Consider the following 25493-nt stretch of genomic DNA (forward strand, 5'->3'; position numbering starts at 1 on the left):
ATGAGAGTTCTCTATTTCCACCAACATTTCTCGACTCCCAATGGTGCGACTGGGATTCGTTCCTACGAAATGGCGCGTCGACTGGTTGCCGAGGGCCATCAGGTGACGATGGTGTGTGGCAGTTACGGCGGTGGCAATACCGGTCTTGACGGGCAATTCGTGTCCGGCAAGCGCACGGGGCAGGTGGCGGGGATCGACGTCATTGAGTTCGACCTGGCTTATGCGAACAGTGACGGCTTCCTCAAACGGGCGATCAGCTTCCTGAAATTTGCGGTCCGTAGCATCGGGGTCGCCCTGACGCACCGCTATGATCTGGTCTTCGCCACGACCACCCCGCTGACCGCGGGTATCCCGGGTATCTTCGCGCGCTGGCTGCGGCGCAAACCCTTCGTCTTCGAAGTACGCGACTTGTGGCCGGAGCTGCCAAGGGCCATGGGGGTGATCAAGAATCCAGCAGTGCTTTGGGCCATGTCTGTGCTCGAATGGGTCAGCTATCGTTCTGCGCACCGGCTGATCGGCCTGTCGCCGGGCATCGTCGAGGGCATTGTCTCGCGGGGCGTCGATCCTGTGAAGGTCGCCATGATTCCCAACGGCTGCGATCTGGACATCTTCGATGCGCCGGTACCGCCTTGGCGGCCGGCAGGCGTGGCAGCCGAGCAACTGATGGCCGTTTTCACCGGCACCCATGGCATGGCCAACAGGCTCGATGCCGTACTGGATGCCGCTGCCCGTCTGAAGGCCCGTGGTCGTGACGATATCCGCCTGGTGCTGATCGGGCAGGGCAAGCTCAAGCCCGGCCTGGTAGCACGCGCCAAGGCCGAAGGGTTGGATAACGTGGTGTTTCACGATCCGGTCAACAAAGAGCGATTGGCGGGGCTGATGGCCAGTGCCGATCTGGGCTTGCAGATTCTCGCCAATGTCCGCGCGTTCTACTTCGGAACGTCGCCCAACAAGTTCTTCGACTACATCGCATCGGGTTTGCCAGTGTTGAACAACTATCCGGGATGGTTGGCGGAGATGATCACCAAGGAAGACTGCGGGTTCGCCGTCGCACCCGAGGATCCCGACGCATTCGCCGACGCCTTGGAGCGAGCGGCCTCGGACCGGGACGAGCTCAAGGCCAAAGGCTTGCGCGGGCGTCAGCTGGCGATGCGCAGCTTCGATCGCAAGATGCTCTCCGGACAATTCGTGCGTTGGCTGGAGGGTACGCCAAAATGATCAAGCGATTATTCGACGTGGTCGCGTCCGCCTGCGCCTTGTTGCTGCTGTCACCGGTGATTGGGCTCGTGGCGTGGAAGGTGCGCAAGAACCTCGGAGCCCCTGTGCTGTTTCGTCAACAACGCCCGGGGCTGCATGGCAAACCCTTCGAGATGGTCAAGTTCAGGACCATGCGTGACGCAGTGGATGCGCAGGGTAATGTACTGCCAGACGCCGAGCGCATGACACCTTTCGGCAGTTTCCTGCGTGCCTCCAGTCTGGACGAGCTGCCGGAACTGTGGAATGTGCTGCTTGGTCACATGAGCCTGGTCGGGCCACGTCCGCTGTTGATGGAGTATCTTCCTCTCTACTCGCAGCAGCAGTACCGTCGCCATGACGTACGTCCCGGAGTGACGGGCTGGGCGCAGATAAACGGCAGGAATGCGCTGAGCTGGGATGAAAAGTTCAAGCTCGACATCTGGTACGTCGACAACCGCAGCTTTTGGCTCGACATCAAGATCTTGCTGTTGACAGTCAAGAAAGTGGTGAAGAAAGACGACATCACCGGCAGCGGCGAAGTGACAATGAGCAAGTTCACCGGAAACGAACCATGAGACGTCTGGCCATCCTGGGTGCGAGTGGACACGGCAAGGTACTGGCCGAAATCGGCGAGCTATTCTTCGACGAAGTCGTGTTCTACGACGACGCCTGGCCCTCGCGACAATCGAACGGCCTCTGGCCGATCGTCGGCGACAGCGCGGCCCTCGTCGAACAGCTGGGTAGCGTCGCGGGTGTGATCGTCGGTATCGGCAACAATGAGATACGCCAGAATAAACAGCGTGACCTGGCGGGCGTCGGCGCGCCTATCGTCTCTCTGATTCATCCACAGGCGGTCGTCAGCCCGCGATGCAGCATTGCCAAGGGCAGCGTCGTCATGGCCGGTGCAATCGTGAATATCGATGCTCGGATAGGCGAGGGCGCCATCCTCAACACGGGTTGCAGCGTCGATCATGATAGTCTGCTGGGCGACTTCGTACATATCAGTCCCGGTGCTCGCCTGGCAGGTGGCGTTAGCGTCGGCAGCCTCAGTTGGATAGGCATTGGTGCCTGCATCCGTCAATTGATCCAGGTTGGGTCGCGGGCGGTGATCGGTGCCGGGGCCGTAGTGGTCAAACCCGTGGCCGACGGCGTCACTGCCGTAGGCGTACCTGCTCGCACACTGGCCGACCCGCACTGAATCAACGGGTTTCGCTTCGTATCGGATTATGGATCTATCGACATGTTGAATACTGCTTTCGCACCATGGCCCTCCTTCACGGAGCAAGAGGCCAATGCCGTCCGTGACGTCATTCTTTCCAACAAGGTGAATTACTGGACGGGCCAGCAATGCCGTGAATTCGAACGCGAGTTCGCCAGTTGGGCGCAGACCGATTATGCCGTCGCCGTGGCCAATGGCACCGTCGCCCTGGACCTGGCCCTCGAAGCGTTGGGAATCGGTGAAGGCGATGAAGTCGTCGTTACCTCGCGCACCTTCCTCGCCTCGGTGTCGTCGATCGTCAACGCAGGCGCCGTGCCTGTCTTCGCCGACATCGACCGCGACTCGCAGAACATCACCGCCGATACCATCAGTGCGGTGTTGACCGATCGAACTCGAGCAATCATCTGCGTACACCTCGCTGGCTGGCCGTGCGACATGGACCCCATCATGGCACTGGCCGAGGAGCGTGGCCTGAAGGTCATAGAGGACTGTGCCCAGGCGCACGGCGCACTCTACAAGGGACGTGCGGTAGGGTCGATCGGGCACGTCGGAGCCTGGTCGTTCTGCCAGGACAAGATCATGACCACCGGTGGCGAAGGTGGCATGGTGACGACGAACGACAAGGCGCTGTGGTCGGCCATGTGGTCCTACAAGGACCATGGCAAGAGCTGGGAGGCCGTCTACGAGCGGCAGCATCCGCCGGGTTTCCGCTGGTTGCATGAAAGCTTCGGGACCAACTGGCGGATGCTCGAAGTCCAGGGGGTCATCGGCCGCCTGCAGTTGCAGCAGATGCCCCAGTGGCAGGCGCAGCGTAGCGAAAATGCCCAGCGCATTCAGGCTACAGCGGCGCGGCTCCCAGGTTTGCGTGTACCGCAGGTCCCTGATGACGTTCGCCATGCTGCCTACAAGTACTACGTGTTCGTCGAGCCCGCTGCGCTGGCTCAAGGCTGGGACCGTGATCGTATCGCCCGGGAAATCAACGAGGCCGGCGTGCCGTGCTTCTCCGGTTCCTGCTCCGAGGTCTACCTGGAAAAAGCGTTCGACGGTACGGGCTGGCGTCCCGCGCAGCCGTTGCCGGTGGCTCATGAACTGGGTGAGACCAGTCTGATGTTCCTGGTGCATCCAACATTGCGTGCGCAAGAGATCGAGTTGACCTGTGATGTCTTGGCGTCGGTCATGGAACGTGCAGTAGCACGGTGAGTTGCCCAGTGACTGGGTGTGAAATGTTACTGAGGGATGTATGGACAGACTACGCTTAGGGTTGCTGAACCTGAACCGCAGCCAGAAGCGGCTTATCCAGGTCACCACCGATGTGATCCTGGTGTGGGTCGCGCTGTGGCTGGCATTTGCGGTGCGCCTGGGTGTCAGCGAAATGGATAACCCGATCACTGAGCATCCCTGGTTGTTCCTGAGTGCACCATTCACTGCCATACCGTTGTTCGTACGCTTTGGCATGTATCGCGCCGTGATGCGCTACCTGGGCAACGACGCGCTGATTGCCATCGTCAAGGCGGTCACGCTGTCGTCGTTGATCCTGGGGCTGGTCATTTTCTGGTACAGCAATCATCTTCCGCTGGTGCCGCGTTCGATCGTGTTCAACTACTGGTGGCTGAGCCTGATCATGGTCGGTGGCCTGCGCCTGATCATGCGCCAGTACTTCCTGGGCGATTGGTTTGGTGCTCCGCCCAGTGCTCCGTTCGGTACGCGCGACAACGGCTTGCCGAGAGTGGCGATATACGGCGCGGGTGCAGCGGGCAATCAACTGGTAGCAGCGTTGCGAATGGGCAAGATGATGCGGCCCGTCGCGTTCATCGACGACGACCCCAGCATCACCGACAGGGTCATTTCGGGTCTGCATGTCTACGGGTCCGACAAGATTCAACGAATGATCGACGATACCGGTGCAGAAGAGCTGCTGCTGGCATTGCCTTCGGTCAGCCGTGTACGCAGGCGCGAAATTCTCGGCTATCTCGAAGGCTTCCCTTTGCATGTTCGCAGTGTTCCGGGCTTCATGGACCTAGCGAGCGGGCGGGTCAAGGTCGACGACATCCAGGAAGTCGACATTGCCGATCTGCTCGGCCGCGATGCCGTGCCCGCTCAGGCGGATTTGTTGGCCCACTGCGTGCAGGGACAGGCAGTACTGGTGACGGGGGCTGGCGGCTCTATCGGGTCAGAGCTATGCAGGCAGATACTGAGCCTGCGACCGCGAGTGCTGCTGCTGCTGGAACACAGCGAGTTCAACTTGTACAGCATCCTGTCGGAGCTGGAGCACCGTGTTGCTCGTGAGTCCTTGTCCATCAAGGTGCTGCCGATTCTTGGGTCGGTACGCAACCCGCATCAGTTGATCGATGTCATGCGCACCTGGCGGGTCGACACCGTTTATCACGCTGCCGCTTACAAACACGTACCGATGGTCGAACACAACATCGCTGAGGGCATCCACAACAACGTCATGGGGACGCTGAACACGGCGCAAGCGGCTGTGCAGGCGGGCGTGCCGAACTTCGTACTGATCTCCACCGACAAGGCCGTGCGTCCGACCAATGTAATGGGAAGTACCAAGCGCTTGTCGGAAATGGTCCTTCAGGCGCTCAGTAAAGAAGTGGCACCTGTGCTGTACGGCGACCGTTCCAACGTCGCCCAGGTGAACAAGACGCGTTTCACCATGGTGCGTTTCGGCAACGTGCTGGGCTCGTCGGGATCGGTCATCCCGCTGTTCCATCGGCAGATCAAAGAGGGGGGGCCCGTCACCGTCACCCATCCCAAGATTACCCGTTACTTCATGACGATTCCCGAAGCAGCGCAGTTGGTTATCCAGGCTGGCTCCATGGGGCAGGGCGGAGACGTCTTCGTGCTGGACATGGGCGAGCCGGTGACGATCGTCGATCTGGCCGAGAAAATGATCCACCTTTCCGGGTTCAGCGTGCGCTCGGAGAATAACCCGCACGGCGATATCGCCATCGAATTCACGGGACTGCGGCCTGGGGAGAAACTTTATGAGGAGTTGCTGATCGGCGACAACGTGATCCCTACCGGACATCCGATGATCATGAGCGCTGCGGAGGATTTCCTACCATGGGAGGCGCTCAAGGATTCCCTGCGTGAACTCATGCAGGCGGTTCAGGATGACGATTTCGTGCAGGTGCGCAAGCTGCTGCGTGAGACGGTGGTCGGTTATGCACCAGAAGGAGAAATCGTCGACTGGATCCACCAGCAGCGTCGCCTGGAGGGGTAACGTTTCAGGCCGTCTGGGGCGCGTGGCAACGTCCCAGGCTGTCGTCGAGGCTACTCCAGTGCAGGCGTGGCGTCAGACACTCATCCATTCCAACGAAGCCGTAGGCAATCCCGCCTGGTCATGATCTGTGGCTTTTCCTTTACCTGACCCACCTTCTCCCTGATCCAGCGCTTCCGAGCTTTTCCTCCAGCCGGGTGCGTGTCGTTTGGAAAGGTGCCGTCTTTGTGTCTCACCCTTGTAGCATTTCGAAATCCTCTCTGAATCTCATGTGACGTCCTGATGTGACTGGCTTGTCAGGTCCAGAATGGGAAATGCACCGTGAGCGCTCCATGGACCCTACATCCAAAGCCCTTAGCTGACTCCCGATGCTGTGCTCTCGACTTAATTGTGGAGCCCGAAGCGGTCAGCAGTAATTCACAAACCACGCTGTCAGCTGTGATCGCTGACCGGCGAACTCAATGGCATGAACCACGATGAGTTACACCACCTTCCAGGACACGACCAGCGCTTATACCTGCGTGGTATGTCATTCAACTCGGCGTGACGTCCCGATGCCCAGCTGTTTCTGGGGCCATCATCCGCAAAGGACACTGCCAGATCGGCCGGAGTAGACCGCAGTTCCCGTGCGCTGCCACGGAGGCTTCACCAACCCGTCATATGGATACACTGCCCTGGCCGCGGCATGTGCTACGTCCGCAAGGCGATTCAGGTGAGATGCTCTGAAAAAAGAGCTATGTCTGATTTGGTAAATATTCGCTGGCAAGAACCAATGGCAGGATCTCATGCAGGTCGTTAAGTTGACAGCGGTCGAGGAAGCGACTGATTTGTGACTCACTCCAGGGAGCGTTCGAGCATGCGAAAAATCTTTATCAGTGCTTTGCTGTTGCCTCTGTGCATCAGCCTGGCTACATCCACCGCAGCGGCTGTACCTGGGTGTCCTCCCCAGCGACTCGTTGAACCATCCCCGTCGGGGCTGGAGCGTCCAGTCAATCTGAATACGGCCAGCGCCGAAATGCTGCAGAGGGCGCTCAGTGGAATAGGTAGGGCCAAGGCTGAGGCTATCGTGGCCTATCGCAAAGCCAATGGCGCCTTCCGCAGCGTAGATGAGCTGCTCGAAGTGAAAGGCATAGGCAGCGCATTGGTCGAGAAGAACAGAAAAAGGCTCGTCGTGCACTAGGCCCTACTCGGGGGTCTTGGACGAAGATCAGGGGAGGCGAAAGCTGGGCTGCCGATGGTCCAGGAGTATCAGGGGACTTGCTTGATTGGCGGGGGCCATGGCCACCTTGGCAGTGGCGCCGCATCCAGTTCAGCGTCCCAGACCGTCTCGAGCGCTCCATGCTTGAAAGTCACGGTCTGGAGAAAAAAGCGACGTGACGCGGGAAGTACTGATCAGTATCCCAGCCTGGATCGAGCTGAGCGACTAATTCCTGGCGTCACGCGCATCGGCTTCGGCATTGCGCTCATGGACCTTTTTCAATTGCTCCTCGCTCAACGGCAACTTTTTCGCCGTATCACGCAACATCATCAGGCCACCGACGATGGATCCGAGGGCCACGATGAGGATAAGCCAGGCATACCATGGCATGGTCGTTCTCCTTTGACAGTGAGGGCATGCTCGTCATGTCCTTCGACCAGCGGCAGCCAAGGCGCGTTCCCTGGCGGTGATGGCCGTCAATACACTGCCCCGTCGCCTCTCGCCGCCAATCGAGCCGTCATTTCGTTTACAATGCGCGCCGTTCACGACTTGCCACAGAGACCCCGACCATGTCCGCCTGCCAGACGCCCCTGATCGTCGCCCTCGATTTTCCGACCCGTGAGGCTGCTCTGAAGCTCGCCGACCAGCTCGATCCCGCACTGTGCCGGGTCAAGGTGGGCAAGGAGCTGTTCACCAGCAGCGCTTCGGGGATCGTCGAGACCTTGTGCGACAAGGGCTTCGAGGTGTTTCTCGATCTCAAATTCCACGACATTCCCAACACCACGGCGATGGCGGTCAAGGCTGCCGCCGAGATGGGCGTGTGGATGGTGAACGTCCACTGCTCCGGTGGCCTGCGCATGATGTCGGCCTGCCGCGAGGAACTGGCCAAGCGCAGCGGCCCGCAGCCGTTGCTGATCGGTGTGACCGTGCTGACCAGCATGGAGCGTGAGGATCTGGCGGGCATCGGTCTGGACATCGATCCGCAGGAGCAGGTGCTGCGCCTGGCTGCACTGGCGCAGAAGGCGGGTATGGACGGGCTGGTGTGCTCGGCCCTGGAAGCCTCGGCCCTCAAGGCGGCGCACCCCTCGCTGCAGTTGGTCACCCCCGGGATTCGTCCGGCCGGGAGCGCGAAGGACGATCAGCGACGTATTCTCACACCACGCCAGGCGTTGGACGCTGGCGCCGACTATCTGGTCATCGGCCGTCCCATCAGCCAGGCCGCCGATCCGGCTCAGGCATTGGCAGCGGTGGTGGCCGAGATCCGCAACTGAATGCACACCAGCGGGGCCGCCAGGCGGCCCCGTCGCGCTCAGACCTTCAGCACCAGCTTGCCGAAGTTTTCGCCGCTGAACAGCTTGAGCAGCGTCTCGGGGAACGTCTCCAGCCCCTCCACGATATCTTCCTTGCTCTTGACCTTGCCGCTGGCCAGCCAGCCGGCCATTTCCTGTGCGGCCTTGCCGTAGTCCTTGACGTGGTCCATCACCACGAAGCCCTCCATGCGCGCACGGTTGACCAATAGCGACAGATAGTTGGCCGGACCCTTCACCGCTTCCTTGTTGTTGTACTGACTGATCGCGCCGCAGATGACCACCCGTGCCTTGAAGTTCAGACGGCTGAGCACGGCGTCGAGGATGTCGCCTCCGACGTTGTCGAAGTATACGTCGACTCCTTTGGGACATTCGCGCTTGAGGCCAGCCAGAACGTCTTCGGCCTTGTAGTCGATGACGCCATCGAAGCCCAGTTCATCCTTGAGGTACTGGCATTTCTGTTCACCGCCGGCGATGCCGACGACATGACAGCCTTTGATCTTGGCGATTTGTCCGGCGATGCTGCCGACCGCACCGGCGGCGCCGGAGATGACCACGGTATCGCCACTTTTGGGCTGGCCGACTTCCAGCAGAGCGAAGTAGGCGGTCATGCCCGTCATGCCCAGTGCGGACAGGTAGCGTGGCAGTGGCGCCAGGCTTGGATCGATCTTGTGCAAGCCCTGTGGCGTGCCGGTGAAGTAGTCCTGGATGCCCAGCGCACCGCTGACATGATCGCCCGGTTTGTAGTCCGGATGCCTGGAGGCGACGACCTCGCCCACGCCCAGCGCGCGCATGACCTCACGCAGTCCGACCGGTGGAATGTACGATTTGCCTTCGTTCATCCAGCCGCGCATGGCCGGATCGAGGGAGAGGTAAAGGTTGCGCACCTGGATCTGACCGTCGCCGGGTTCAGCGGCCGCGACTTGCTGATAGTCGAAGTCTTCACGGCGCACGGCACCTGTCGGGCGCTTGGCGAGCAGGAATCGGCGATTGGTCTGAGTCATTGGAGAAGCTCCGCGTAGAGGGCAAAGTGCGTTGATAAACCGTCGGGTATGGCCAGGCAAGGTCGACACACGTGGCGAATGCCGATCGATTCATTTGATTGATGCTAGGTCCATTGGACAATCACTGCAACCGATGCTGACACAACTGCGGACTCAATGGTGCTGCCCGGTGCAAGCGCCCGCGCACTAGACTCGCGGCGTCTGAGTCGTTCATCGCACTGGGGGCTGAAATGAGCATGACGTTTTCCGGGCAGGTAGCGTTGGTAACCGGCGGCGCTGCGGGCATAGGCCGTGCTGCCGCACTGGCATTCGCGGCAGAGGGGCTGAGGGTGGTGGTGGCCGATCGGGATGCGCTCGGCGGTGAGGCGACGGTGGCACAGATTCGGCAGGCAGGCGGGCACGGCCTGTTCGTCGCCTGCGACGTGACTCGGGACAGCGAGGTTCGGCAATTGCACGAGCGCATCGCCGAGGTCCACGGGCGGCTGGACTACGCCTTCAACAATGCTGGCATCGAAATAGAGCGGGGACGCCTGGCCGAAGGCAGCGAAGCCGAGTTCGATGCGATCATGGCGGTGAACGTCAAGGGCGTGTGGCTGTGCATGAAGTACCAGCTGCCGTTGATGATGGCCCAGGGTGGCGGGGTGATCGTCAACACCGCCTCGGTGGCCGGCCTGGCCGCTGCGCCGAAGATGAGCCTCTATGCTGCGTCCAAGCATGCGGTGATCGGCCTGACGAAATCGGCGGCCGTCGAGTATGCCAAGAAGGGTATTCGCGTCAACGCCGTATGCCCTGCGGTCATCGACACCGACATGTTCCGGCGTGCCTACGAGGCCGATCCGCGCAAGGCCGAATTCGCCGCGGCGATGCATCCGGTAGGACGGATCGGCACGGTGCAGGAAGTCGCCAGTGCGGTGCTGTATCTGTGCTGCGATGGGGCGAAATTCACCACCGGTCACAGCCTGGCTGTTGACGGCGGCGCCATGGCCATTTGACGGCTGCACCCTTTGTACCGAGCAAGGCCATGGCCACGGCGGCGCAGCCCAGTATCAGCACTGCGCCGAACAGGCGCAGGGCCACGGAGTCGCCCAGCTTGTCCGTGAGCAGCCCGGTAATGATCACCGGCAGGCTGAAGCCTAGGTAGGCGAGCAGCAGAAAGCCGGCACTGGCGCGGGTTTTCTGGGTGCCGGCCAGTGCATTGACGGCCGCCAGCCCGCCCAGGTAGATGAACCCATAGCAGGCACTGCTCGCCGCCACGGCGCCGGCCAGTACCGCGGCGAGCACGCCGTTGTGTGCGCCCCAGGCCAGCAGCAGGTAGCTGGGCGGCAGGATGGCCAGGCCCAGTAGGGTGGCGCGGGCGCTGCTCAGGCGGCGGGCCAGCGGCTGGAACAGCAGTCCGCAGCTGATCACGCAGAAGGTCGAGAAACCTGACCAGTGGCTCAGGCCTTGCTGGCGCAGCACGCCTGGCACCAGGGCGATGACCAGCCCGGTGCACGCCCATGCCAGCAGGATCGCCAGGCCGTAGGGCAGGCTGCCGGCCGGGTAGCACGGCAGGCGCAGCATGGAGACACGCTGTGCCACGCGCGGGTCGGGCAGGTGCCAGACCAGCAGTATGGCGAGCCCGGCCAGCAGTAGCTGCAGGTGAAAACTGGCCGGGCTCAGGCTGGCGCCGAACAACAGGCACAGGCTGGTCAATGCGGCGCCCAGTCCGAAGCCCAGTGAGGTGCTGGCGGTCACCCAGTTGGCCGCTCGGGCGTCGTCCCCGCCACCTTGCAGATCGTACATGTAGCCCGTGGCACAGGCAGTCGCCAGTGCCGTGCCTGCCCCCATCAGCAGACGCGCGAGCGCCAGGATTTTCAAGCCGGGTGCGAGCAGCAGCAGGCTGGTGGCGAGCATCGACAGCATCAGCGCGGCGATGATCAACGGGCGACGGCCGACGCGCTCGGACAGACCGCCACACAGCAGTAATACCGGCAGCACACCCAGCACGTAGCCGGAGAAGGCCAGCGCCGTGCCTGTGGCGCCGTCGCCGGACAGCTCGGCGTAAGCGGTGTAGAGCGGAGCCTGAAGGTTCACCGCCAGGGTGATGAGGCACAGGGCGAAAGCCAGGCGAGCGTGCATGCGGTAGGGATCCTGGGAAGGTTGAATGGAGAAGGCGGCCAGGATGGACGGCCCCGAGGGCACGGACAAGGCACAGTCCCGTAGTATTTATGCTTAACTGTTTCCCCGAAATCAGCGAACACTTGCCATGCAACTTCCCCTGGACCGCACCAGCCCTCGACCGCTGGTGCAACAGCTCACCGACCACCTGCGCGCCTGGATCGAGGGACAGCGGCTGCGCCCTGGCGCGCGCCTGCCGTCGATTCGGGCACTAGCATGCAGTCATCACCTGAGCCAGTCTTGCGTGATCGAAGCCTATGACCGGCTGGTCGCCAGCGGATGGCTGGAAGCCCGTCATGGGGCAGGGTTCTTCGTGGCCGAGGGGCGTGGCGCTCAGCCCCCCGACGATGCCGACACCTGGGGCGACGCCGTCGACGGCCGCTGGCGTCAGTTCAATGACGAGCATGCAGCGCTGCTCAAGCTCGGCTGCGGCTGGTTACCCACCTCGTGGCAGGGGCGCGACGCGCTGGCGCAGGCCATACGTCAGGTGGGGCGGGGCGACCCCGAGGACCTGTTTCGCTATTGCCCGCCGCTGGGTCTGGCCAGTCTGCGCCAGCAGTTGCACAAGCGCCTGACGCGCCTGGAGATCGTCAGCACGCCTGAGAGCATCCTCACCACCCACGGCGCCAGTCATGCGCTGGATCTGCTGGTGCGTACGCTGCTGGTGCCCGGGGACACGGTGATCGTCGAAACGCCGGGTTACTACAACCTGTTCAACCTGCTGCGCCAGCACCAGGTGCAGATGCTGGCGCTGCCGCGCACGGCGGCCGGTCCCGATCTCCAGGCACTCGAGCAGTTGCTGGCGACGCACAGGCCCCGCTGCCTGTTCATCAACAGTCTTTACCAGAACCCGACGGGTTCCAGCCTGAGCGCGAAAATGGCCTACCGCCTGCTGGAGCTGGCGCGTGAGCATGACCTGCGCATCATCGAGGACGATATCTATGCCGACCTTCAACAGGGGCCGGCCACGCGCCTGGCGACACTGGACAGCGAACGCCGGGTGATCTACCTGGGAAGCTTTTCCAAGACCCTGAGCAGTGCCTTGCGCGTGGGCTTCATCAATGCGGAGCCGGCATTGATCGCACGCCTGGCGCAGCTGAAGATGATCGCCGGCATCGGCACCTCGCGCTTCGTCGAGCAGGTGGTCGGGCAGATGCTCGCCACCGGCAGCCATCGCAAGCATGTTCAGCGGCTGCGCGCTCGCCTGGCCGAACACATGGCCACGCTGCTGAGGCAACTGGAGGCAGGCGGCTGGGAGGTGTTCTGCGAGCCCTATGGTGGCATGTTCGTCTGGGCGCGCGTGCCGGGAAGAAGCTTTCCCTGGTTGGACCGCAAGGCACTGGCGAACGGCGTGCTGCTCACACCAGGCAGCGCTTTCGATCCGATGGGTGAGGACAGTCCCTGGCTGCGTATCAATGTCGCCTACGCACAAGATGTGCGTGCTCAGACCTTCCTTGCAGAGGCGGGGCGACCTGCGGTTGGCTGAGAATGACAACGGCACAGCCATTTACCACGATTGCGGTCCCGAGGTCCTGTGGCCACGGCCTTGCGATGACCCCCCTAGGCTTTTCAGGCAGAGCCTAGTGTGGTGTATCACAAGTAAACGCTATAAATGCCGGCGCTTTTCATGCTCATGCGGCGTTGCCGCTCCTCGCCGTAGCTGGGCTACGACTCGTCGCGGCGCCTTGCCTGAGCATGAAAATCACTCGGCCTTTATCAGCGTTACTTGTGAAACACCACACTAGTGCTTGGCGCAACGCCTTGGAGGATGAACGGTCCCAAAGGCCGCCTTGCCAACCCCGGTGCCTCAGGCCGCTTTGCGTGGATTCAGGATCAGCAGGGTGATCACCCCGGCGACGATGCCCCAGAACGCCGCTCCGATGGAAAACAGCGTCAGCCCCGAGGCGGTCACCATGAAGGTGATCAGGGCGGCCTCGCGTTCGCGTGCTTCGCCCATGGCGACGCTCAGCCCGTTCATGATCGAACCGAACAGCGCCAGGGCCGCGATCGACAGCACCAGCTCCTTTGGCAGGGCGGCGAACAGGGCGGCCAGGGTGGCGCCGAACACGCCGGCGATGCCGTAGAACACCCCGCACCATACCGCGGCGGTGTAGCGCTTGGCCGGGTTCTCGTGGGCATGCGGACCGGTGCAGATCGCTGCGCTGATCGCCGCCAGGTTCACCCCGTGGGAGCCGAACGGCGCCAGTAGCAGCGAGGCCATGCCGGTCGCCGTGATCAGCGGCGAGGCCGGCACCTGGTAGCCATCGGCGCGAAGCACCGCCACCCCGGGCATGTTCTGCGAAGTCATCGCCACCACGAACAGGGGAATGGCGATGCTGATGGTCGCGGCCAGCGAGAAGCTGGGCGTGGTCCACACCGGATGCGCCAGCTGCAGGTCGAAGTGGCTGAAGTCCAGCAGTCCGAGCGCGCCCGACAACGCCGTGCCGACCACCAGTGCGGCCAGCACGCAGTAGCGCGGTGACAGGCGCTTGACCAGCAGGTAGCTAAACAGCATGCCGATCACCAGTAGGGTGCGGTGCTGGGCCGCGACAAAGATCTCGCTACCGATCCTGAACAGGATCCCGGCCAGCAGGGCTGCGGCGAGAGACGCTGGAATGCGCCGTACCAATCGCTCGAAACTGCCGGTCACTCCGCAGATCAGCACCAGCACGGCGCAGGTGATATAGGCACCGATGGCCTCGCCGTAGCTCACTCCACCCAGGCTGGTGACCAGCAGCGCCGCCCCTGGCGTGGACCAGGCCACGGTGATCGGCGTGCGATAGCGCAACGACAGGCCGATGCTGCACAGCGCCATGCCGATCGACAGCGCCCATATCCACGAAGAGATCTGCGCGGTGCTCAACCCAGCCGCCTGGCCTGCCTGGAACATCAGCACCAGGGAGCTGGTGTAGCCGGTCAGCATGGCGATGAAGCCGGCGACCACGGCTGCCGGCGAGCTGTCGGCCAGCGGCCGAAGGGGCGTGGAAGTAGCGTGGGTCACGGGGACGATCCTTGTGCAGACGAACAGATTGCGCAGCCTAGCGCGTGGCGTGGCAATACGGTCCGTACAGCAATCATTGCATTTAGCCGTACAGTCCCCAACTATGGAGCGCTGACCGGCCACTGCACAGGAGGGGAGGGGCAATGTACAAGGTCTATGGGGACTATCAGTCGGGTAACTGCTACAAGGTCAAGCTGATGCTGAGCCTGCTGGGGCGCACCTGCCAGTGGCATGCGGTGGACATTCTCAAGGGCGAGACCGAGACCCCAGAGTTTCTGGCACGCAACCCCAACGGCAAGGTGCCAGTGCTGGAGCTCGAGGATGGCACGTGCCTGTGGGAGTCCAACGCGATCCTCAATTTTCTCGCCGACGGCAGCGAGTACCTGCCCGAGGAGCCGCGGCTGCGCACCCAGGTGCTGCAATGGCAGTTCTTCGAACAGTACAGCCATGAACCCTACGTGGCGGTGGCGCGTTTCATCCAGTTCTACCTGGGGCTGCCGCAGGAGCGTCTGGAGGAATACCGCAAGTTGCACAAGGGCGGCTACAAGGCGCTGCGGGTGATGGAACGGCAGTTGCACATGACGCCGTACCTGGTGGGCGAGCAGTATTCGATCGCCGATGTGGCGCTCTACGCCTACACCCACGTCGCTCACCAGGGCGGCTTCGATCTGACCGAGTATCCAGCGGTACGCGCCTGGCTGGAGCGTGTCGCCAGCCACCCGCGGCACGTGCCGATGGTGAGTTGAGTCAGATCGCGCCGAAGCGCTTTTCCAGGTAGGCGATGATGTCGTTGGACTCGTACATCCAGGTGCTACGGCCCTCTTCGTCGATGCGCAGGCACGGCACCTTGACCCGGCCGCCACCCTCGAGCAGCGCCTGGCGGTGCTGCGGGTCGTGCTTGGCATCGCGCAGCGCTACGGGCACGTTCAGCCGATGCAGGGCGCGACGGGTCTTGACGCAGAACGGGCAGGCATGGAACTGGTAGAGCGCCAGGTCCTTGGCCTGCGCTTCGACCTGGGCCTGGGCGGCCGCATCGCGCTTGCGCTTGGCCGGGCGGCTGATCCAGTCGCCGAATACGATGAGCTGGCCGAGGCCGACCCGCAGGGCTTTGACGATCATGGGCTACTCCTGATCCGCTGGCTCGCTGGCCAATAAAAAGCCGACCCCCAAAGGGTCGGCCCAGGGTCGACGCCGATCATTTGATCAGGCTGAGGAACTCGCTGCGGGTCGAGGCATTGTCACGGAACTCGCCGAGCATCACCGAGGTGATCATGCTGGAGTTCTGCTTCTCCACGCCGCGCATCATCATGCACATGTGCTTGGCTTCGATGACCACCGCCACTCCGGCCGCGCCGGTGACCTGAGAGATCGCCTCGGCGATCTGCCGGCTGAGGTTTTCCTGGATCTGCAGGCGGCGTGCGTACATGTCGACGATCCGCGCCACCTTGGACAGCCCCAGCACCTTGCCCTTGGGCAGGTAGGCCACGTGGGCCTTGCCAATGAACGGCAGCATGTGGTGCTCGCACATCGAGTACAGCTCGATGTCGCGTACCAGCACCATCTCGCTGTTGTCTGAAGTGAACAGCGCGCCGTTGGTGACTTCCTCGAGCGTTTGTTCATAACCGCGGCAAAGGTACTTCATGGCCTTCGCAGCCCGCTTCGGCGTGTCGAGCAGGCCTTCGCGGGAGACGTCCTCGCCGAGTTGGCTGAGGATCTCGGTGTAGTTCTGTTCCAGGGACATGGATCTACCTGTGGGGAGAAAACGCAAAAACGAAGGGTACGGCGGCGCAGGCTGCGCTGCAAGCGTCAGATCACTCGTCTCGCCCTTCGAGCATGGTCCGCTTGAGCATGACGTAAAGGGCGCCCGTACCGCCGTGGCGTGGCTGGCAGGAGGCGAAGCCGAGCACCTGCGGATGCTGGCGTAGCCAGGTGTTGACGTGGCTCTTGATCATCGGACGCTTGCCATCCAGGCGCGCCGCCTTGCCATGGGTGACCCGCACGCAGCGCACTTCCAGGCGCGTGGCCTCGGCGAGGAAGTCCCACAACGTCTCGCGGGCACGCTCGACCGTCATGCCGTGCAGGTCCAAGCTGCCCTCGAAGGCGATCTGTCCCAGCTTGAGCTTGCGCACCTGGCTTTCCTGCACACCGTCGCGGCGCCACATCAGCTCTTCTTCGGCGCCTACGTCGATGACGAACTGGTCCGAGAGGCCATCGACCACCAGCGCCTGGCCGCTGCGCACGCTGGCAGCCTGGCGCAGGCCTGCCAGCCGCGCACGGTCGGCCTTGGGCTTGCCGACATCGGCACGATCGTGGGCGATCGGCTTGACGCCGCGCACCTGGGTACGAAACAGGGAGAAGTCGTCGTCTTGCATGTGTGCCTCCGCGTGGGCGGCGTAGTCTACGTGATCGGCGCAACCTCGTCAGCCGTGCGCGAGTGGCGGGCGAGCCTGACTCGCACCGGCTCAGTCGTGCCGTTTCATCAGGTGCGGCGAGAGGTTGAGGTCGCGACTGCGGCGCAGACGAATACGACTCATGCGCCACAGGCGTACGCCCAGGTACAGCAGCGCCAGGCCGAAGACCACCAGACCCGCAGCCAGCGGATGATTGGCGTTGAGCTCGGCCAGGGCGTCGTAATTGCCCAGCAGACCGGCGATGCCTGCCATGGCCAGGAGGATGCCCAGCGTCGCGAGCAGTGCCGACAGCGCCGCCGTCAGGCGCGCGCCCCAGTTGCCCGGTTCACGCGGGCGCAGGCGTTTGGCATCGAAACTGCCCTTGAGCTTCATGACCGTGGTCCTCGGTGGCTATCGCGATTCGACCTGCACCAGTGCGTGCGGTTCCGCAGCGCTCAGATCAGGCTGGCGGTGGGCGCCACGCAGGCGAAGTTGTCAGCCATCACGGCCATTTCGTTTAGATGGATCTGCGCGGCCGGAATCACCCTGTCCTTGAAGGCCAGGTCGCGGGTGGCCGAGGCGTCTTCGACCAGGGTGCAGCGGTAGCCATAGTCCTTGGCTCGGCGCACCGTAGTGCTGACGCTGGAATGGCTCATGAAGCCGCAGACGATCAGGTCCAGATGACCCAGGCCTTGCAGCGTCTCGTGCAGGGCGGTGTTCTTGAACGCGTTGGGCATGCGTTTTTCGATGACCACTTCGTCGCCCTGCGGCTCCAGGCCGGGGATGAACTCGCCAGCCGGGCCCTGGGGGTCGAAGCGTCCGCCAACCGTGCCGAGGTGGCGCACATGCACGATCGGGCGACCGGCCTGGCGGGCCGCCTCGAGCAACCGGGCGATGTTGGCCACGGCCTCGTCCATGCCGGACAGCGCCAGTGGGCCGCTCAGGTATTCCTTCTGCGCATCGATGACGATCAGGCTGGCCTGGCTCAGCCGAGCGGGCGGGTAGTCGCGACCGGTGAGACGGAACATGGTGGTTGGAACGGACATCAAGGGCTCCTCGAAAAGGGCTTACATGGCGCCATTGTCCCCTGCCTGGGCGTCAATGTGAATGGTTGACAACGCATATGGCGTCGTTGCTGGCCTCGGGCTAGCTGGGCCGCATCAGGTGGAACATTTCAGCGTCGGGGCTGTTAGACTTTTGTACAGTCTGAAAAGGAGTACTCCGTGATCACTTCCCGTCTGCGCACCTTGCGCGATCATATCCGCTGGGCCGTCAGCCGATTCCACGAGCACGAGCTGTTCTTCGGCCATGGTGCCGACAACGCCTGGGACGAGGCGCGCCTGCTGGTGCTGGGCGCGGTGCACCTGCCCTGGCAGGTGGCCGACAGCTACCTGGACTGCCAGCTGGAGGATGACGAACGGGTACGCCTGCAACATCTGCTCAAGCGCCGGATCGAGGAGCGTGTGCCCACCGCCTACCTGTTGGGCGAGTCCTGGTTCTGTGGCATGTCGTTCATCGTCGACGAGCGCGTGCTGGTCCCGCGCTCGCCGATCGGCGAACTGATCGAGAAGCGCTTCGAGCCTTGGCTGGCCAGCGAGCCGGCGCGCATCCTGGACCTGTGCACCGGTTCAGGCTGCCTGGGCATCGTCGCCGCCGACGTGTTCCCTGAAGCCGAAGTGGTGCTGGCCGACCTGTCGTTCGAAGCGCTGGAAGTGGCCAACCGCAACATCGAGCGGCACGGGCTCGATCAGCGTGTGTTCACCGTTCAGGGTGACGGCTTCGCCGGTCTGCCGGGCCAGCGCTTCGACCTGATCCTGTCCAACCCGCCCTATGTGGACGCCGAGGACTTCGCCGACATGCCCGCCGAGTACCAGCACGAGCCGGAACTGGGACTGGCCTGCGGCAAGGACGGCCTGGACCTGGTACGCCGGATGCTCGCCGAAGCGGCCGAACACCTGAACGAAAAGGGCCTGCTGATCGTCGAGGTGGGCAACAGCCAGGTCCACGTCGAAAGCCTCTACCCGGAAGTGGATTTCACCTGGCTGGACTTCGAGCGCGGTGGCCACGGCGTGTTCCTGCTCACGGCGCAGCAATGCCGCGATCATCAGGAACTGTTCGCTTCGCGGGTGTGATCCTCGACGACGCGGGGCAGGGCGGCCCCGCGCCGGCGTCTCAGCGGGTGGCGATCCAGATCAGCAATCCCGCCTGGAACACCGCGAAGGCCACCAGGCAGGTGATGGTGAAGCGCAGCCCGGTGTCTTCACGACGGTACTTGGCCACACGCTCGTCGCGTTCGCGGATCTGCATGTCCTTTTCGTGCAGCTTCTGGTCGGCCTGCTGCAACAGCGTCGCTGCTTCGAGCAGGTCGACACGCTGGAGCTTCTCGCCGCTCCAGCCCCCCTTGAGCTGGCCAACCGGGGTGTCGACGGTGCGCGCCTTGAGCGTCTGGCCTTCGGCGTATTCCACTTCGATGCCCAGACTGCGCAGCACATGGTCGCGGCGCAGGCGCGAGTCCTCGCTCAAGGCATCCTTGGTCGGCAAGGCCATGCCCTCGACCCGATAGTGCGACCACTTGCGCTGCAGCCACTGCACGGCCTGGCCCAACAGGTAGCGTCCCAGCCCTCGATTGAGTGGCTCGAGCTGCAAGCCAGCAGCTTCGGCGATGTACACCCGGTGCTGCTGGTGATCGACTCGCACGTCCAGGCGATTCTGTTCCTTGCGTACTTTCTGTCCCGGGAGCATCACTTCCAGGCGCAGCAGGCTGCTGGTCTTGTCATGGCGCTCGGCATAGCCGAACTGCACGAAACGCAGGGGCCGCGCACCGGTGCTGCGGTCGGTGGGCAGCTGGGCCAGGCGCAGCAGCTGGAAATGCTCGGGCGCCAGATCGGCCCAGGGCAGCGGCGGGCTCTCGGGCTGTTCTTGTTCGGTCGCCTCGGCGGCGGGTGCATCGGTCATCAGGCCATCCTCGAATGCGGCGGTCGATGGTGATCGTGTGCACGTGCCAACGCTGCGCGCGAATCCACCGCCTGTTGTCCTGCGTTATCGGCAGGACAGGGCAAGACCTGAGGCCGGGCGCTGTCAGCCCGCTTGCAGACCACGGATGAAGGCGACCACCTGCTCGCCCAGTTCGCGGGCCAGGGGCAGGTCGGGGTTGGTGTAGCTGTCGCGTTGCTGGCTCATGGCCTTGGGCGTGATGCGCAGCATGTGGTTCATGCCATCGATCAACACCAGGTGCGCATCGGGTTTGGCCGCCTTGAGCCGTTCGGCATCCTGTACATCGACCTGCACGTCGTTGCGGCCTTGGACGATCAGCGCCGGCACCTGCAACCGCGCGAAGGCGGCAGCCGGGTCCTGGCGGAACAGCGAGATCAGATAGGGTTGCACGGTGGGGCGAAACACCTCGCGCAGCGAAGCGGGCACGTCCAGGCTGGTCTGCCCGGCCTGCAGGCGATCGAGCAGACGATCGCCGCGCACCCGTTGCGCCGGCGCCAGGCGCTCGGCCAGCTGTTCGCGCAGCACCTGGGCGATGGGCCTGCCGCTGCCGGCCAGGGTGATGACCGCGCGGGCATCGGCCTGGGGCGCGGCCAGGCTGGCGATCAGTGCGCCTTCACTGTGCCCGATCAGCACCAGGGGGCCGAAGCGTGGATCGGCGTGCAACTGGTGCGCCCAGGCCACCACGTCGGCGACATAGCCTTCCACGCTCAGGTCGCGCTCATCCGGTGCGGCCGGTCGGCTCGCGGCCACGCCACGCTTGTCGTAGCGCACGCTGGCGATACCCTCGCTGGCCAGCAGTTGAGCCAGGCGCTTGAGGTTGTCCAGACGTCCGGAGGCCGGGTTGTTGCCATCACGGTCGGTGGGGCCGGAGCCGGAGATGATCAGCGCCACCGGCGGCGGCGTGTCCTGCTGTGGCAGCAACAGGCTGCCGTGCAGCACGCCGGTGCCGGTGTCCAGATCGATGGGGCGCTTGATGACGACGGGGGCGGCAGCATGGGCCAGGCTGGTGCACAACAGCAGGAAGAGGGCGACGAGGCGCATCGAGAAATACTGCGTGGGGAGGTGCTCGGTTTGACCGAGGCGCTGGTGGAAGGTTCTCGGGTTTTTTGTCGCAGGGCCCCGGCTTTCCGTATACTGGCGGCCTTCCCAAATTCAGGCTGATTTCGCGGAGCGTCCATGTCCGGCAATACCTACGGCAAGCTGTTCACCGTCACCACCGCAGGCGAAAGCCATGGCCCCGCCCTGGTGGCCATCGTCGACGGCTGCCCGCCCGGCCTGGAGCTCACCCTGGACGATCTGCAGCGTGATCTGGATCGGCGCAAGCCGGGTACCAGCCGCCACACCACCCAGCGCCAGGAAGCCGATGAGGTCGAAATCCTCTCCGGCGTGTTCGAGGGCCGCACCACGGGCTGCTCGATCGGTCTGCTGATCCGCAACACCGACCAGAAGTCCAAGGACTACTCGTCGATCAAGGACCTGTTCCGCCCGGCACACGCCGACTACACCTATCACCACAAGTACGGCCACCGCGATTACCGCGGCGGCGGCCGCAGCTCGGCCCGCGAGACCGCCATGCGCGTGGCCGCCGGCGCCATCGCCAAGAAGTTCCTGGCCACCCAGGGAATCCGCGTGCGTGGGTACATGAGCCAGCTCGGCCCGATTCCGATTCCGTTCAAGACCTGGGACAGCGTGGAGCACAATGCCTTCTTCTGTCCCGATCCAGACAAGGTGCCTGAGCTTGAGACCTACATGGATCAGCTGCGGCGTGATCAGGACTCGGTCGGTGCGAAGATCACCGTGGTCGCCGAAGGCGTCATGCCCGGGCTCGGTGAGCCGATCTTCGACCGCCTCGACGCCGAACTGGCCCATGCGCTGATGAGCATCAATGCGGTCAAGGGCGTGGAAATCGGTGCCGGTTTCGCCAGCGTGGCTCAGCGTGGCAGCGAACACCGCGACGAGATGACCCCCGAAGGCTTCGTCAGCAACAATGCCGGTGGCATCCTTGGCGGTATTTCCTCGGGCCAGCCAATCGTCGCGCATCTGGCGCTCAAGCCGACTTCCAGTATCACCGTGCCTGGCCGTTCCGTCGACGTGCAGGGCAATGCCGTGGAAGTGGTGACCAAAGGTCGTCACGACCCGTGCGTGGGCATTCGCGCCACGCCGATCGCCGAGGCGATGATGGCCATCGTGTTGATGGATCACCTGCTGCGCCACCGGGCGCAGAACGCCGAGGTCAAGGTGAGCACGCCGGTGCTCGCTCAGCGCTGATTCGAGGCAGCGCTGTCGCCATTGAGGTGACAGCGCCCGCTCGGCATCGCTGAGGTCGCCCCATGCTGCCAATTCCCTACTGGCGTCTGTCCAGCTTCTATCTGTGCTACTTCGCCCTGCTGGGCGGCACGGCGCCCTTTCTGGCGCTGTATTTTGATCACCTGGGATTCACTCCGGCCCGAATCGGCGAGCTGGTGGCGATTCCCATGCTCATGCGCTGCGTAGCGCCCAACCTGTGGGGTTGGTTGGGCGATCGCAGCGGGCGCCGGCTGTTGATCGTGCGCCTAGGGGCAGTGAGCACGCTGGCGAGCTTTTCGCTGATCTTCATGGCCAAGAGTTATGCCTGGCTGGCCTTGGTGATGGCCCTGCACGCCTTCTTCTGGCACGCCGTCCTGCCGCAGTTCGAGGTCATCACCCTGGCGCACTTGCAGGGCCAGAGTGCGCGGTACAGCCAGGTGAGGCTGTGGGGGTCGGTGGGATTCATCCTCGCCGTGGTGGGGCTGGGTCGCTTGTTCGAATGGCTCAGCCTGGACGTCTATCCGCTGGCGTTGGTCGGCATCATGGCCGCCATCGTCCTGGCCAGCTTGTGGGTGCCCAGCGCACAGCCCGTGGAGCAGGCGGCACGTCCCGGCGCCGAAGGCTTCCTCGCGCAGCTGCGCTCGCCTGGAGTGCTATCGTTCTATGCCTGCGTGGCGCTGATGCAGTTCAGTCACGGGCCTTACTACACCCTCCTCACGCTGCACCTGGAACAACTGGGCTACGGACGAGGCGCCATCGGACTGCTGTGGGCGCTGGGAGTGGTAGCGGAGGTGGTGATGTTCATGCTGATGAGCCGAGTCTTCGCCCACTTCACGGTGCGCACCGTGCTGCTGGCGAGCTTTCTGCTCGCAGCGCTGCGGTGGGGCCTGCTGGGCAACCTGGCGGCACTGCCCGCGGTGCTGGTGTTGGCCCAGGTGCTGCACGCAGCCACCTTCGGTTGCTTCCATGCGGCGTGCATCGCCTTCGTGCAGTCGAGCTTCGGCGCTCGCCAGCAGGGCCAGGGGCAGGCATTGTATGCCGCGTTGTCCGGTACGGGCGGCGCACTTGGTGCATTGTTTTCCGGATATGCCTGGAGAGACCTGGGTCCCGCTTTCACCTTCGCCATGGCCAGCCTCGCGGCGTTGGCGGCTGCCTTTATCATCTCCCGTCATTCTTCATCGAGCAGGAGCAGTTCCTGATGAGCATTCTCAGCGTCTTTCATTCCGACAGTCCTCTACATCCCTACAAGGTTCTCACTCATTATGAGGACATCGTCGCCACACTGGCCGAGCAGGGGATGGAGCTGTCCAAACGCGCACAGATCCAACCGCTTTGCCCAGGGGAGGGCGAGCAGTCGGTAATGCATGATGTGCAAGAGATGATCGACTCGATGCGGATCGAAGAGGGCGCCGTGGCGTGGGATCTGCTGGATCATGCAAGTGACCAGCCGGTGACCGGACGATGGCATGAAGAACATGTTCACGAGGCGCAGGAGACGCTGACCGTTGCGGCTGGACGTGCTCAAGTGAGTGTGCGCATCGGTGAGTTGATTTACTCGGTGCTCTGCGAACGAGGTGACAGCCTGCGCATTCCCGCGCGTGCCCGACGCTGGATCGATTTGGGGGACAGGCCTCATTGCCTGGCCATACGCATATATCGAAGCGGTCAGGCCCCTGTCTTCACCGGCGACGAAACGTGCCGCGAACTTCCCGGCATGAGCGAGCTCTAAAGCCGCATGGGGCAACCGTGGGACCCTCCTGCCCCTGCGCAATCCCCTCAGGGCGCAGGAGTGCCTCACGCTCTTGATCGGCTCTCAACGGTAGGTCGGCAGTGCGAAGCGTTGCTGGCTCTGAAGCATGGAGATCACTGGCAGCTCGCTCGCTTGTTCAGCCAAGTCGCGGCGAATGGCGCTGATTGCCCAAGACAACTGCTCGGCACTGTGCAGTTGACCATAGGACAGTACCCGGCGGGTCACGGTGCCGTTGGCTGCACGTAGGGTCAGCAGAATGCCACCGTCTGGACGGGGCTTGGTGTCGACTTGGTAGGCGGAAAAGACCGAAACGAATTTTTCCTGAATAAGGTCCATATCAACTCCTGAAGCGTAAGTGTTGGCAATCGTGAGTAGGTAATTGCAGTCACCGTGCCAGCATTGCGTTTTAGATATTTTCCTTATTAATCAAATACTTATAGCGTTTTTCGAGAACCCCTTCCATGCAATGTGCATGGTCATGCAATTTGCACAGTGCATTTTGCAATGCCATAGACCCGATCTTCGGTATCGATAGAATCTGAACCTTTGCCATCGCTCCTGGGCCTGACACAGAATGAGGTCGTCCCTAATTGCCAGGAGGTTGCAGAATGTCCGATGCCCAGCCCGTCACCATGACTGAAGACGAGTCCGCCGCGTTCGCCGCGGAGGTGTTCGAACGTGCTCGGCGCGGCGACGCTGCGATGATCGAGCGTCTGCTCGAAGGTGGGCTGCCTGCGAACTTGCGTAACCACAAGGGCGATACACTGCTTATGTTGGCCAGCTATCACGGCCATCATGACGCAGTGAAAGTGCTGCTGGCCCATGGGGCCGATCCGCTGATCGCCAACGACAACGGCCAGTTGCCGATTGCCGGGGCCGCGTTCAAGGGCGACCTTGCCATGATTCGCCTGCTGGTCGACCACGGGGTGCCGGTGGATGCGGCTGCACAGGATGGTCGTACGGCGCTGATGCTGGCGGCGATGTTCAACCGCAGCGAGATCCTCGACTACCTGCTGGCTCAGGGCGCAGACCCAGCGCACAGGGACGCGCGCGGCGCCACTGCGCTGGTGGCGGCGCAGACCATGGGCGCCAGCGAGGCAGCTTCGCGCCTGCAAGCCTTGGCCGGCTGAAGGGGCTGGGGGTATCCTTGGCGCCTTTTCGCAAACCGCCAGGCGTGCCCCCTCATGGAACAACAGTTGCTCGAATTCATTCGCCTCATCGGCGCTGGCTGCATGCGCGACGCGGACATGCAGCGCATCGCTGACGAAGCCGCCCAAGCCTACGCTGATCCCGCTGCCTTCCTGGCCGCCAACCCCGACATCAATTACGACGACAGTTTTCCCATCCCGCTCGGTGAATGGGTGGTGCTCGGCAGCCTGCCGGACACCGTGCTGTTTCAGGCCGACACCTATGAAGGGTTGTTCCAGGCCATCACCGAGTCCTTCGACCGCAGCATTGCGTTCACCCTCAAGCCGAAGCAGCTGGCCCGCACCGAACCCCTGACCGCGCTCAATCGCATTCAGGTTCAGATGGGCGCCTTGAACAAGGAGGCAGGTGGCTACATGCTGCTCAACTTCAGCCAGTTGCTCGATGACGAACTGCAAGTGGTAATGGTGGGCCAGCACGACCTGGCGCGCGTGGTCGAACTCGGCGACGCCCTGGGTATCCGCGTGGAGCCTGCGTTGCAAGCCCTCAGGAACGCCCAGCACGTCTGACCGG

28 protein-coding genes are annotated in these 25493 nt (G+C 63.2%); 16 read left to right on the top strand and 12 right to left on the bottom strand.

Annotated elements, in window-relative coordinates; all coding sequences use genetic code 11:
* The 6 genes from IAE34_RS09455 (at position 1) to IAE34_RS09480 (ending at position 6867) form a co-directional block, all read left to right on the top strand.
* Entirely contained in the window at positions 1 to 1218 is a 1218-nt protein-coding gene (locus IAE34_RS09455) for a glycosyltransferase family 4 protein (RefSeq protein WP_200138643.1), read from the top strand.
* On the top strand, positions 1215 to 1811 hold the full coding sequence (locus tag IAE34_RS09460; RefSeq protein WP_200138645.1) for a sugar transferase: 597 nt from the start codon (positions 1215 to 1217) through the stop codon (positions 1809 to 1811). Before IAE34_RS09455 ends, IAE34_RS09460 begins: the two co-directional genes overlap by 4 nt.
* The gene (locus tag IAE34_RS09465) at positions 1808 to 2434 is read left to right on the top strand and encodes an acetyltransferase (RefSeq protein ID WP_200138647.1); all 627 of its coding nucleotides are present in this window, start codon (positions 1808 to 1810) and stop codon (positions 2432 to 2434) included. The genes IAE34_RS09460 and IAE34_RS09465 overlap by 4 nt, the downstream gene beginning before the upstream one ends.
* Positions 2435 to 2476: 42 nt before the next feature.
* A complete protein-coding gene (locus IAE34_RS09470) occupies positions 2477 to 3655 on the top strand; it encodes a DegT/DnrJ/EryC1/StrS family aminotransferase (RefSeq protein ID WP_200138648.1) in 1179 nt (392 codons plus the stop codon).
* A 40-nt stretch (positions 3656 to 3695) separates the two neighbouring features.
* On the top strand, positions 3696 to 5690 hold the full coding sequence (locus IAE34_RS09475; RefSeq protein ID WP_200138650.1) for a polysaccharide biosynthesis protein: 1995 nt from the start codon (positions 3696 to 3698) through the stop codon (positions 5688 to 5690).
* 853 nt (positions 5691 to 6543) lie between these two features.
* Positions 6544 to 6867 carry a ComEA family DNA-binding protein gene (locus IAE34_RS09480; protein WP_200138652.1) on the top strand — a complete coding sequence of 108 codons (324 nt, stop codon included), beginning with the start codon at positions 6544 to 6546 and terminating at the stop codon, positions 6865 to 6867.
* A gap of 243 nt (positions 6868 to 7110) precedes the next feature.
* Here IAE34_RS09480 and IAE34_RS09485 read toward each other — a convergent pair whose 3' ends face one another.
* A complete protein-coding gene (locus IAE34_RS09485; protein WP_200138653.1) occupies positions 7111 to 7275 on the bottom strand; it encodes a DUF2897 family protein in 165 nt (54 codons plus the stop codon).
* A 179-nt stretch (positions 7276 to 7454) separates the two neighbouring features.
* On the opposite strand from IAE34_RS09485, the gene pyrF reads away from it, so the two are divergent.
* Complete coding sequence (pyrF, locus tag IAE34_RS09490; RefSeq protein WP_200138655.1) at positions 7455 to 8156, top strand: orotidine-5'-phosphate decarboxylase; 702 nt, start codon at positions 7455 to 7457, stop codon at positions 8154 to 8156.
* Between the two features lie 38 nt (positions 8157 to 8194).
* On the opposite strand, the gene IAE34_RS09495 is transcribed toward pyrF, so the two are convergent.
* Positions 8195 to 9196, bottom strand: a complete 1002-nt coding sequence (locus IAE34_RS09495; protein WP_200138657.1) for an NADP-dependent oxidoreductase — start codon at positions 9194 to 9196, stop codon at positions 8195 to 8197.
* A 230-nt stretch (positions 9197 to 9426) separates the two neighbouring features.
* Here IAE34_RS09495 and IAE34_RS09500 point away from each other — a divergent pair, with 230 nt between their 5' ends.
* The gene (locus IAE34_RS09500; RefSeq protein WP_200138659.1) at positions 9427 to 10188 is read left to right on the top strand and encodes an SDR family oxidoreductase; all 762 of its coding nucleotides are present in this window, start codon (positions 9427 to 9429) and stop codon (positions 10186 to 10188) included.
* Here IAE34_RS09500 and IAE34_RS09505 read toward each other — a convergent pair.
* Positions 10139 to 11314, bottom strand: a complete 1176-nt coding sequence (locus IAE34_RS09505) for an MFS transporter (RefSeq protein ID WP_200138735.1) — start codon at positions 11312 to 11314, stop codon at positions 10139 to 10141. The genes IAE34_RS09500 and IAE34_RS09505 overlap by 50 nt on opposite strands.
* A 127-nt stretch (positions 11315 to 11441) precedes the next feature.
* Here IAE34_RS09505 and IAE34_RS09510 point away from each other — a divergent pair, with 127 nt between their 5' ends.
* Positions 11442 to 12839, top strand: coding sequence for an aminotransferase-like domain-containing protein (locus IAE34_RS09510; RefSeq protein ID WP_200138661.1), 1398 nt, complete (start codon positions 11442 to 11444; stop codon positions 12837 to 12839).
* A gap of 321 nt (positions 12840 to 13160) precedes the next feature.
* Here the strand turns inward: IAE34_RS09510 and IAE34_RS09515 are convergent, their stop codons facing one another.
* The gene (locus IAE34_RS09515; protein ID WP_200138663.1) at positions 13161 to 14354 is read right to left on the bottom strand and encodes a benzoate/H(+) symporter BenE family transporter; all 1194 of its coding nucleotides are present in this window, start codon (positions 14352 to 14354) and stop codon (positions 13161 to 13163) included.
* A 143-nt stretch (positions 14355 to 14497) separates the two neighbouring features.
* On the opposite strand from IAE34_RS09515, the gene IAE34_RS09520 reads away from it, so the two are divergent.
* Positions 14498 to 15100: a glutathione S-transferase family protein gene (locus IAE34_RS09520; RefSeq protein ID WP_200138665.1), complete on the top strand. Its 603-nt coding sequence runs from the start codon at positions 14498 to 14500 to the stop codon at positions 15098 to 15100.
* A 1-nt stretch (position 15101) separates the two neighbouring features.
* Here the strand turns inward: IAE34_RS09520 and IAE34_RS09525 are convergent, their stop codons facing one another.
* From IAE34_RS09525 to IAE34_RS09545, 5 genes are all read right to left on the bottom strand, one after another.
* The gene (locus IAE34_RS09525; protein WP_200138667.1) at positions 15102 to 15473 is read right to left on the bottom strand and encodes a glutaredoxin family protein; all 372 of its coding nucleotides are present in this window, start codon (positions 15471 to 15473) and stop codon (positions 15102 to 15104) included.
* Between the two features lie 76 nt (positions 15474 to 15549).
* Positions 15550 to 16095, bottom strand: coding sequence for a GTP cyclohydrolase I FolE (folE, locus tag IAE34_RS09530; protein WP_200138668.1), 546 nt, complete (start codon positions 16093 to 16095; stop codon positions 15550 to 15552).
* 70 nt (positions 16096 to 16165) lie between these two features.
* The gene (locus IAE34_RS09535; RefSeq protein ID WP_200138670.1) at positions 16166 to 16726 is read right to left on the bottom strand and encodes a Smr/MutS family protein; all 561 of its coding nucleotides are present in this window, start codon (positions 16724 to 16726) and stop codon (positions 16166 to 16168) included.
* A 90-nt stretch (positions 16727 to 16816) separates the two neighbouring features.
* Positions 16817 to 17137 carry a hypothetical protein gene (locus IAE34_RS09540; RefSeq protein ID WP_200138672.1) on the bottom strand — a complete coding sequence of 107 codons (321 nt, stop codon included), beginning with the start codon at positions 17135 to 17137 and terminating at the stop codon, positions 16817 to 16819.
* A 62-nt stretch (positions 17138 to 17199) separates the two neighbouring features.
* Positions 17200 to 17790 (bottom strand): cysteine hydrolase family protein, encoded by a 591-nt coding sequence (locus IAE34_RS09545; protein WP_200138674.1) that lies wholly within the window; start codon positions 17788 to 17790, stop codon positions 17200 to 17202.
* A gap of 177 nt (positions 17791 to 17967) precedes the next feature.
* Between IAE34_RS09545 and prmB the strand changes: the two genes are divergently transcribed.
* Positions 17968 to 18876 (top strand): 50S ribosomal protein L3 N(5)-glutamine methyltransferase, encoded by a 909-nt coding sequence (gene prmB, locus IAE34_RS09550; RefSeq protein WP_200138676.1) that lies wholly within the window; start codon positions 17968 to 17970, stop codon positions 18874 to 18876.
* 40 nt (positions 18877 to 18916) lie between these two features.
* Here the strand turns inward: prmB and IAE34_RS09555 are convergent, their stop codons facing one another.
* Both IAE34_RS09555 and IAE34_RS09560 read right to left on the bottom strand, forming a co-directional pair.
* Entirely contained in the window at positions 18917 to 19699 is a 783-nt protein-coding gene (locus tag IAE34_RS09555; RefSeq protein ID WP_200138677.1) for a hypothetical protein, read from the bottom strand.
* 123 nt (positions 19700 to 19822) lie between these two features.
* A complete protein-coding gene (locus IAE34_RS09560) occupies positions 19823 to 20779 on the bottom strand; it encodes an alpha/beta hydrolase family protein (RefSeq protein ID WP_200138679.1) in 957 nt (318 codons plus the stop codon).
* Positions 20780 to 20914: 135 nt separating this feature from the next.
* Between IAE34_RS09560 and aroC the strand changes: the two genes are divergently transcribed.
* The 3 genes from aroC to IAE34_RS09575 all read left to right on the top strand — a co-directional run bounded on the left by aroC (position 20915) and on the right by IAE34_RS09575 (position 23753).
* Positions 20915 to 22006: a chorismate synthase gene (gene aroC, locus IAE34_RS09565; protein WP_200138686.1), complete on the top strand. Its 1092-nt coding sequence runs from the start codon at positions 20915 to 20917 to the stop codon at positions 22004 to 22006.
* Between the two features lie 62 nt (positions 22007 to 22068).
* Positions 22069 to 23223 (top strand): MFS transporter, encoded by a 1155-nt coding sequence (locus tag IAE34_RS09570; protein WP_200138688.1) that lies wholly within the window; start codon positions 22069 to 22071, stop codon positions 23221 to 23223.
* Entirely contained in the window at positions 23223 to 23753 is a 531-nt protein-coding gene (locus IAE34_RS09575; RefSeq protein WP_200138690.1) for an oxidase, read from the top strand. The genes IAE34_RS09570 and IAE34_RS09575 overlap by 1 nt, the downstream gene beginning before the upstream one ends.
* A gap of 84 nt (positions 23754 to 23837) precedes the next feature.
* Here the strand turns inward: IAE34_RS09575 and IAE34_RS09580 are convergent, their stop codons facing one another.
* The gene (locus tag IAE34_RS09580; protein WP_200138692.1) at positions 23838 to 24110 is read right to left on the bottom strand and encodes a DUF3509 domain-containing protein; all 273 of its coding nucleotides are present in this window, start codon (positions 24108 to 24110) and stop codon (positions 23838 to 23840) included.
* A gap of 272 nt (positions 24111 to 24382) precedes the next feature.
* On the opposite strand from IAE34_RS09580, the gene IAE34_RS09585 reads away from it, so the two are divergent.
* Both IAE34_RS09585 and IAE34_RS09590 read left to right on the top strand, forming a co-directional pair.
* Positions 24383 to 24904, top strand: coding sequence for an ankyrin repeat domain-containing protein (locus IAE34_RS09585; RefSeq protein ID WP_200138694.1), 522 nt, complete (start codon positions 24383 to 24385; stop codon positions 24902 to 24904).
* A 54-nt stretch (positions 24905 to 24958) separates the two neighbouring features.
* A complete protein-coding gene (locus IAE34_RS09590) occupies positions 24959 to 25489 on the top strand; it encodes a hypothetical protein (RefSeq protein ID WP_200138696.1) in 531 nt (176 codons plus the stop codon).
* The last annotated feature ends 4 nt before the right edge of the window (positions 25490 to 25493 follow it).

It is taken from the genome of Pseudomonas sp. S30 (assembly GCF_016518545.1).
In the GTDB taxonomy this organism is placed as follows: Bacteria; Pseudomonadota; Gammaproteobacteria; order Pseudomonadales; family Pseudomonadaceae; genus Aquipseudomonas.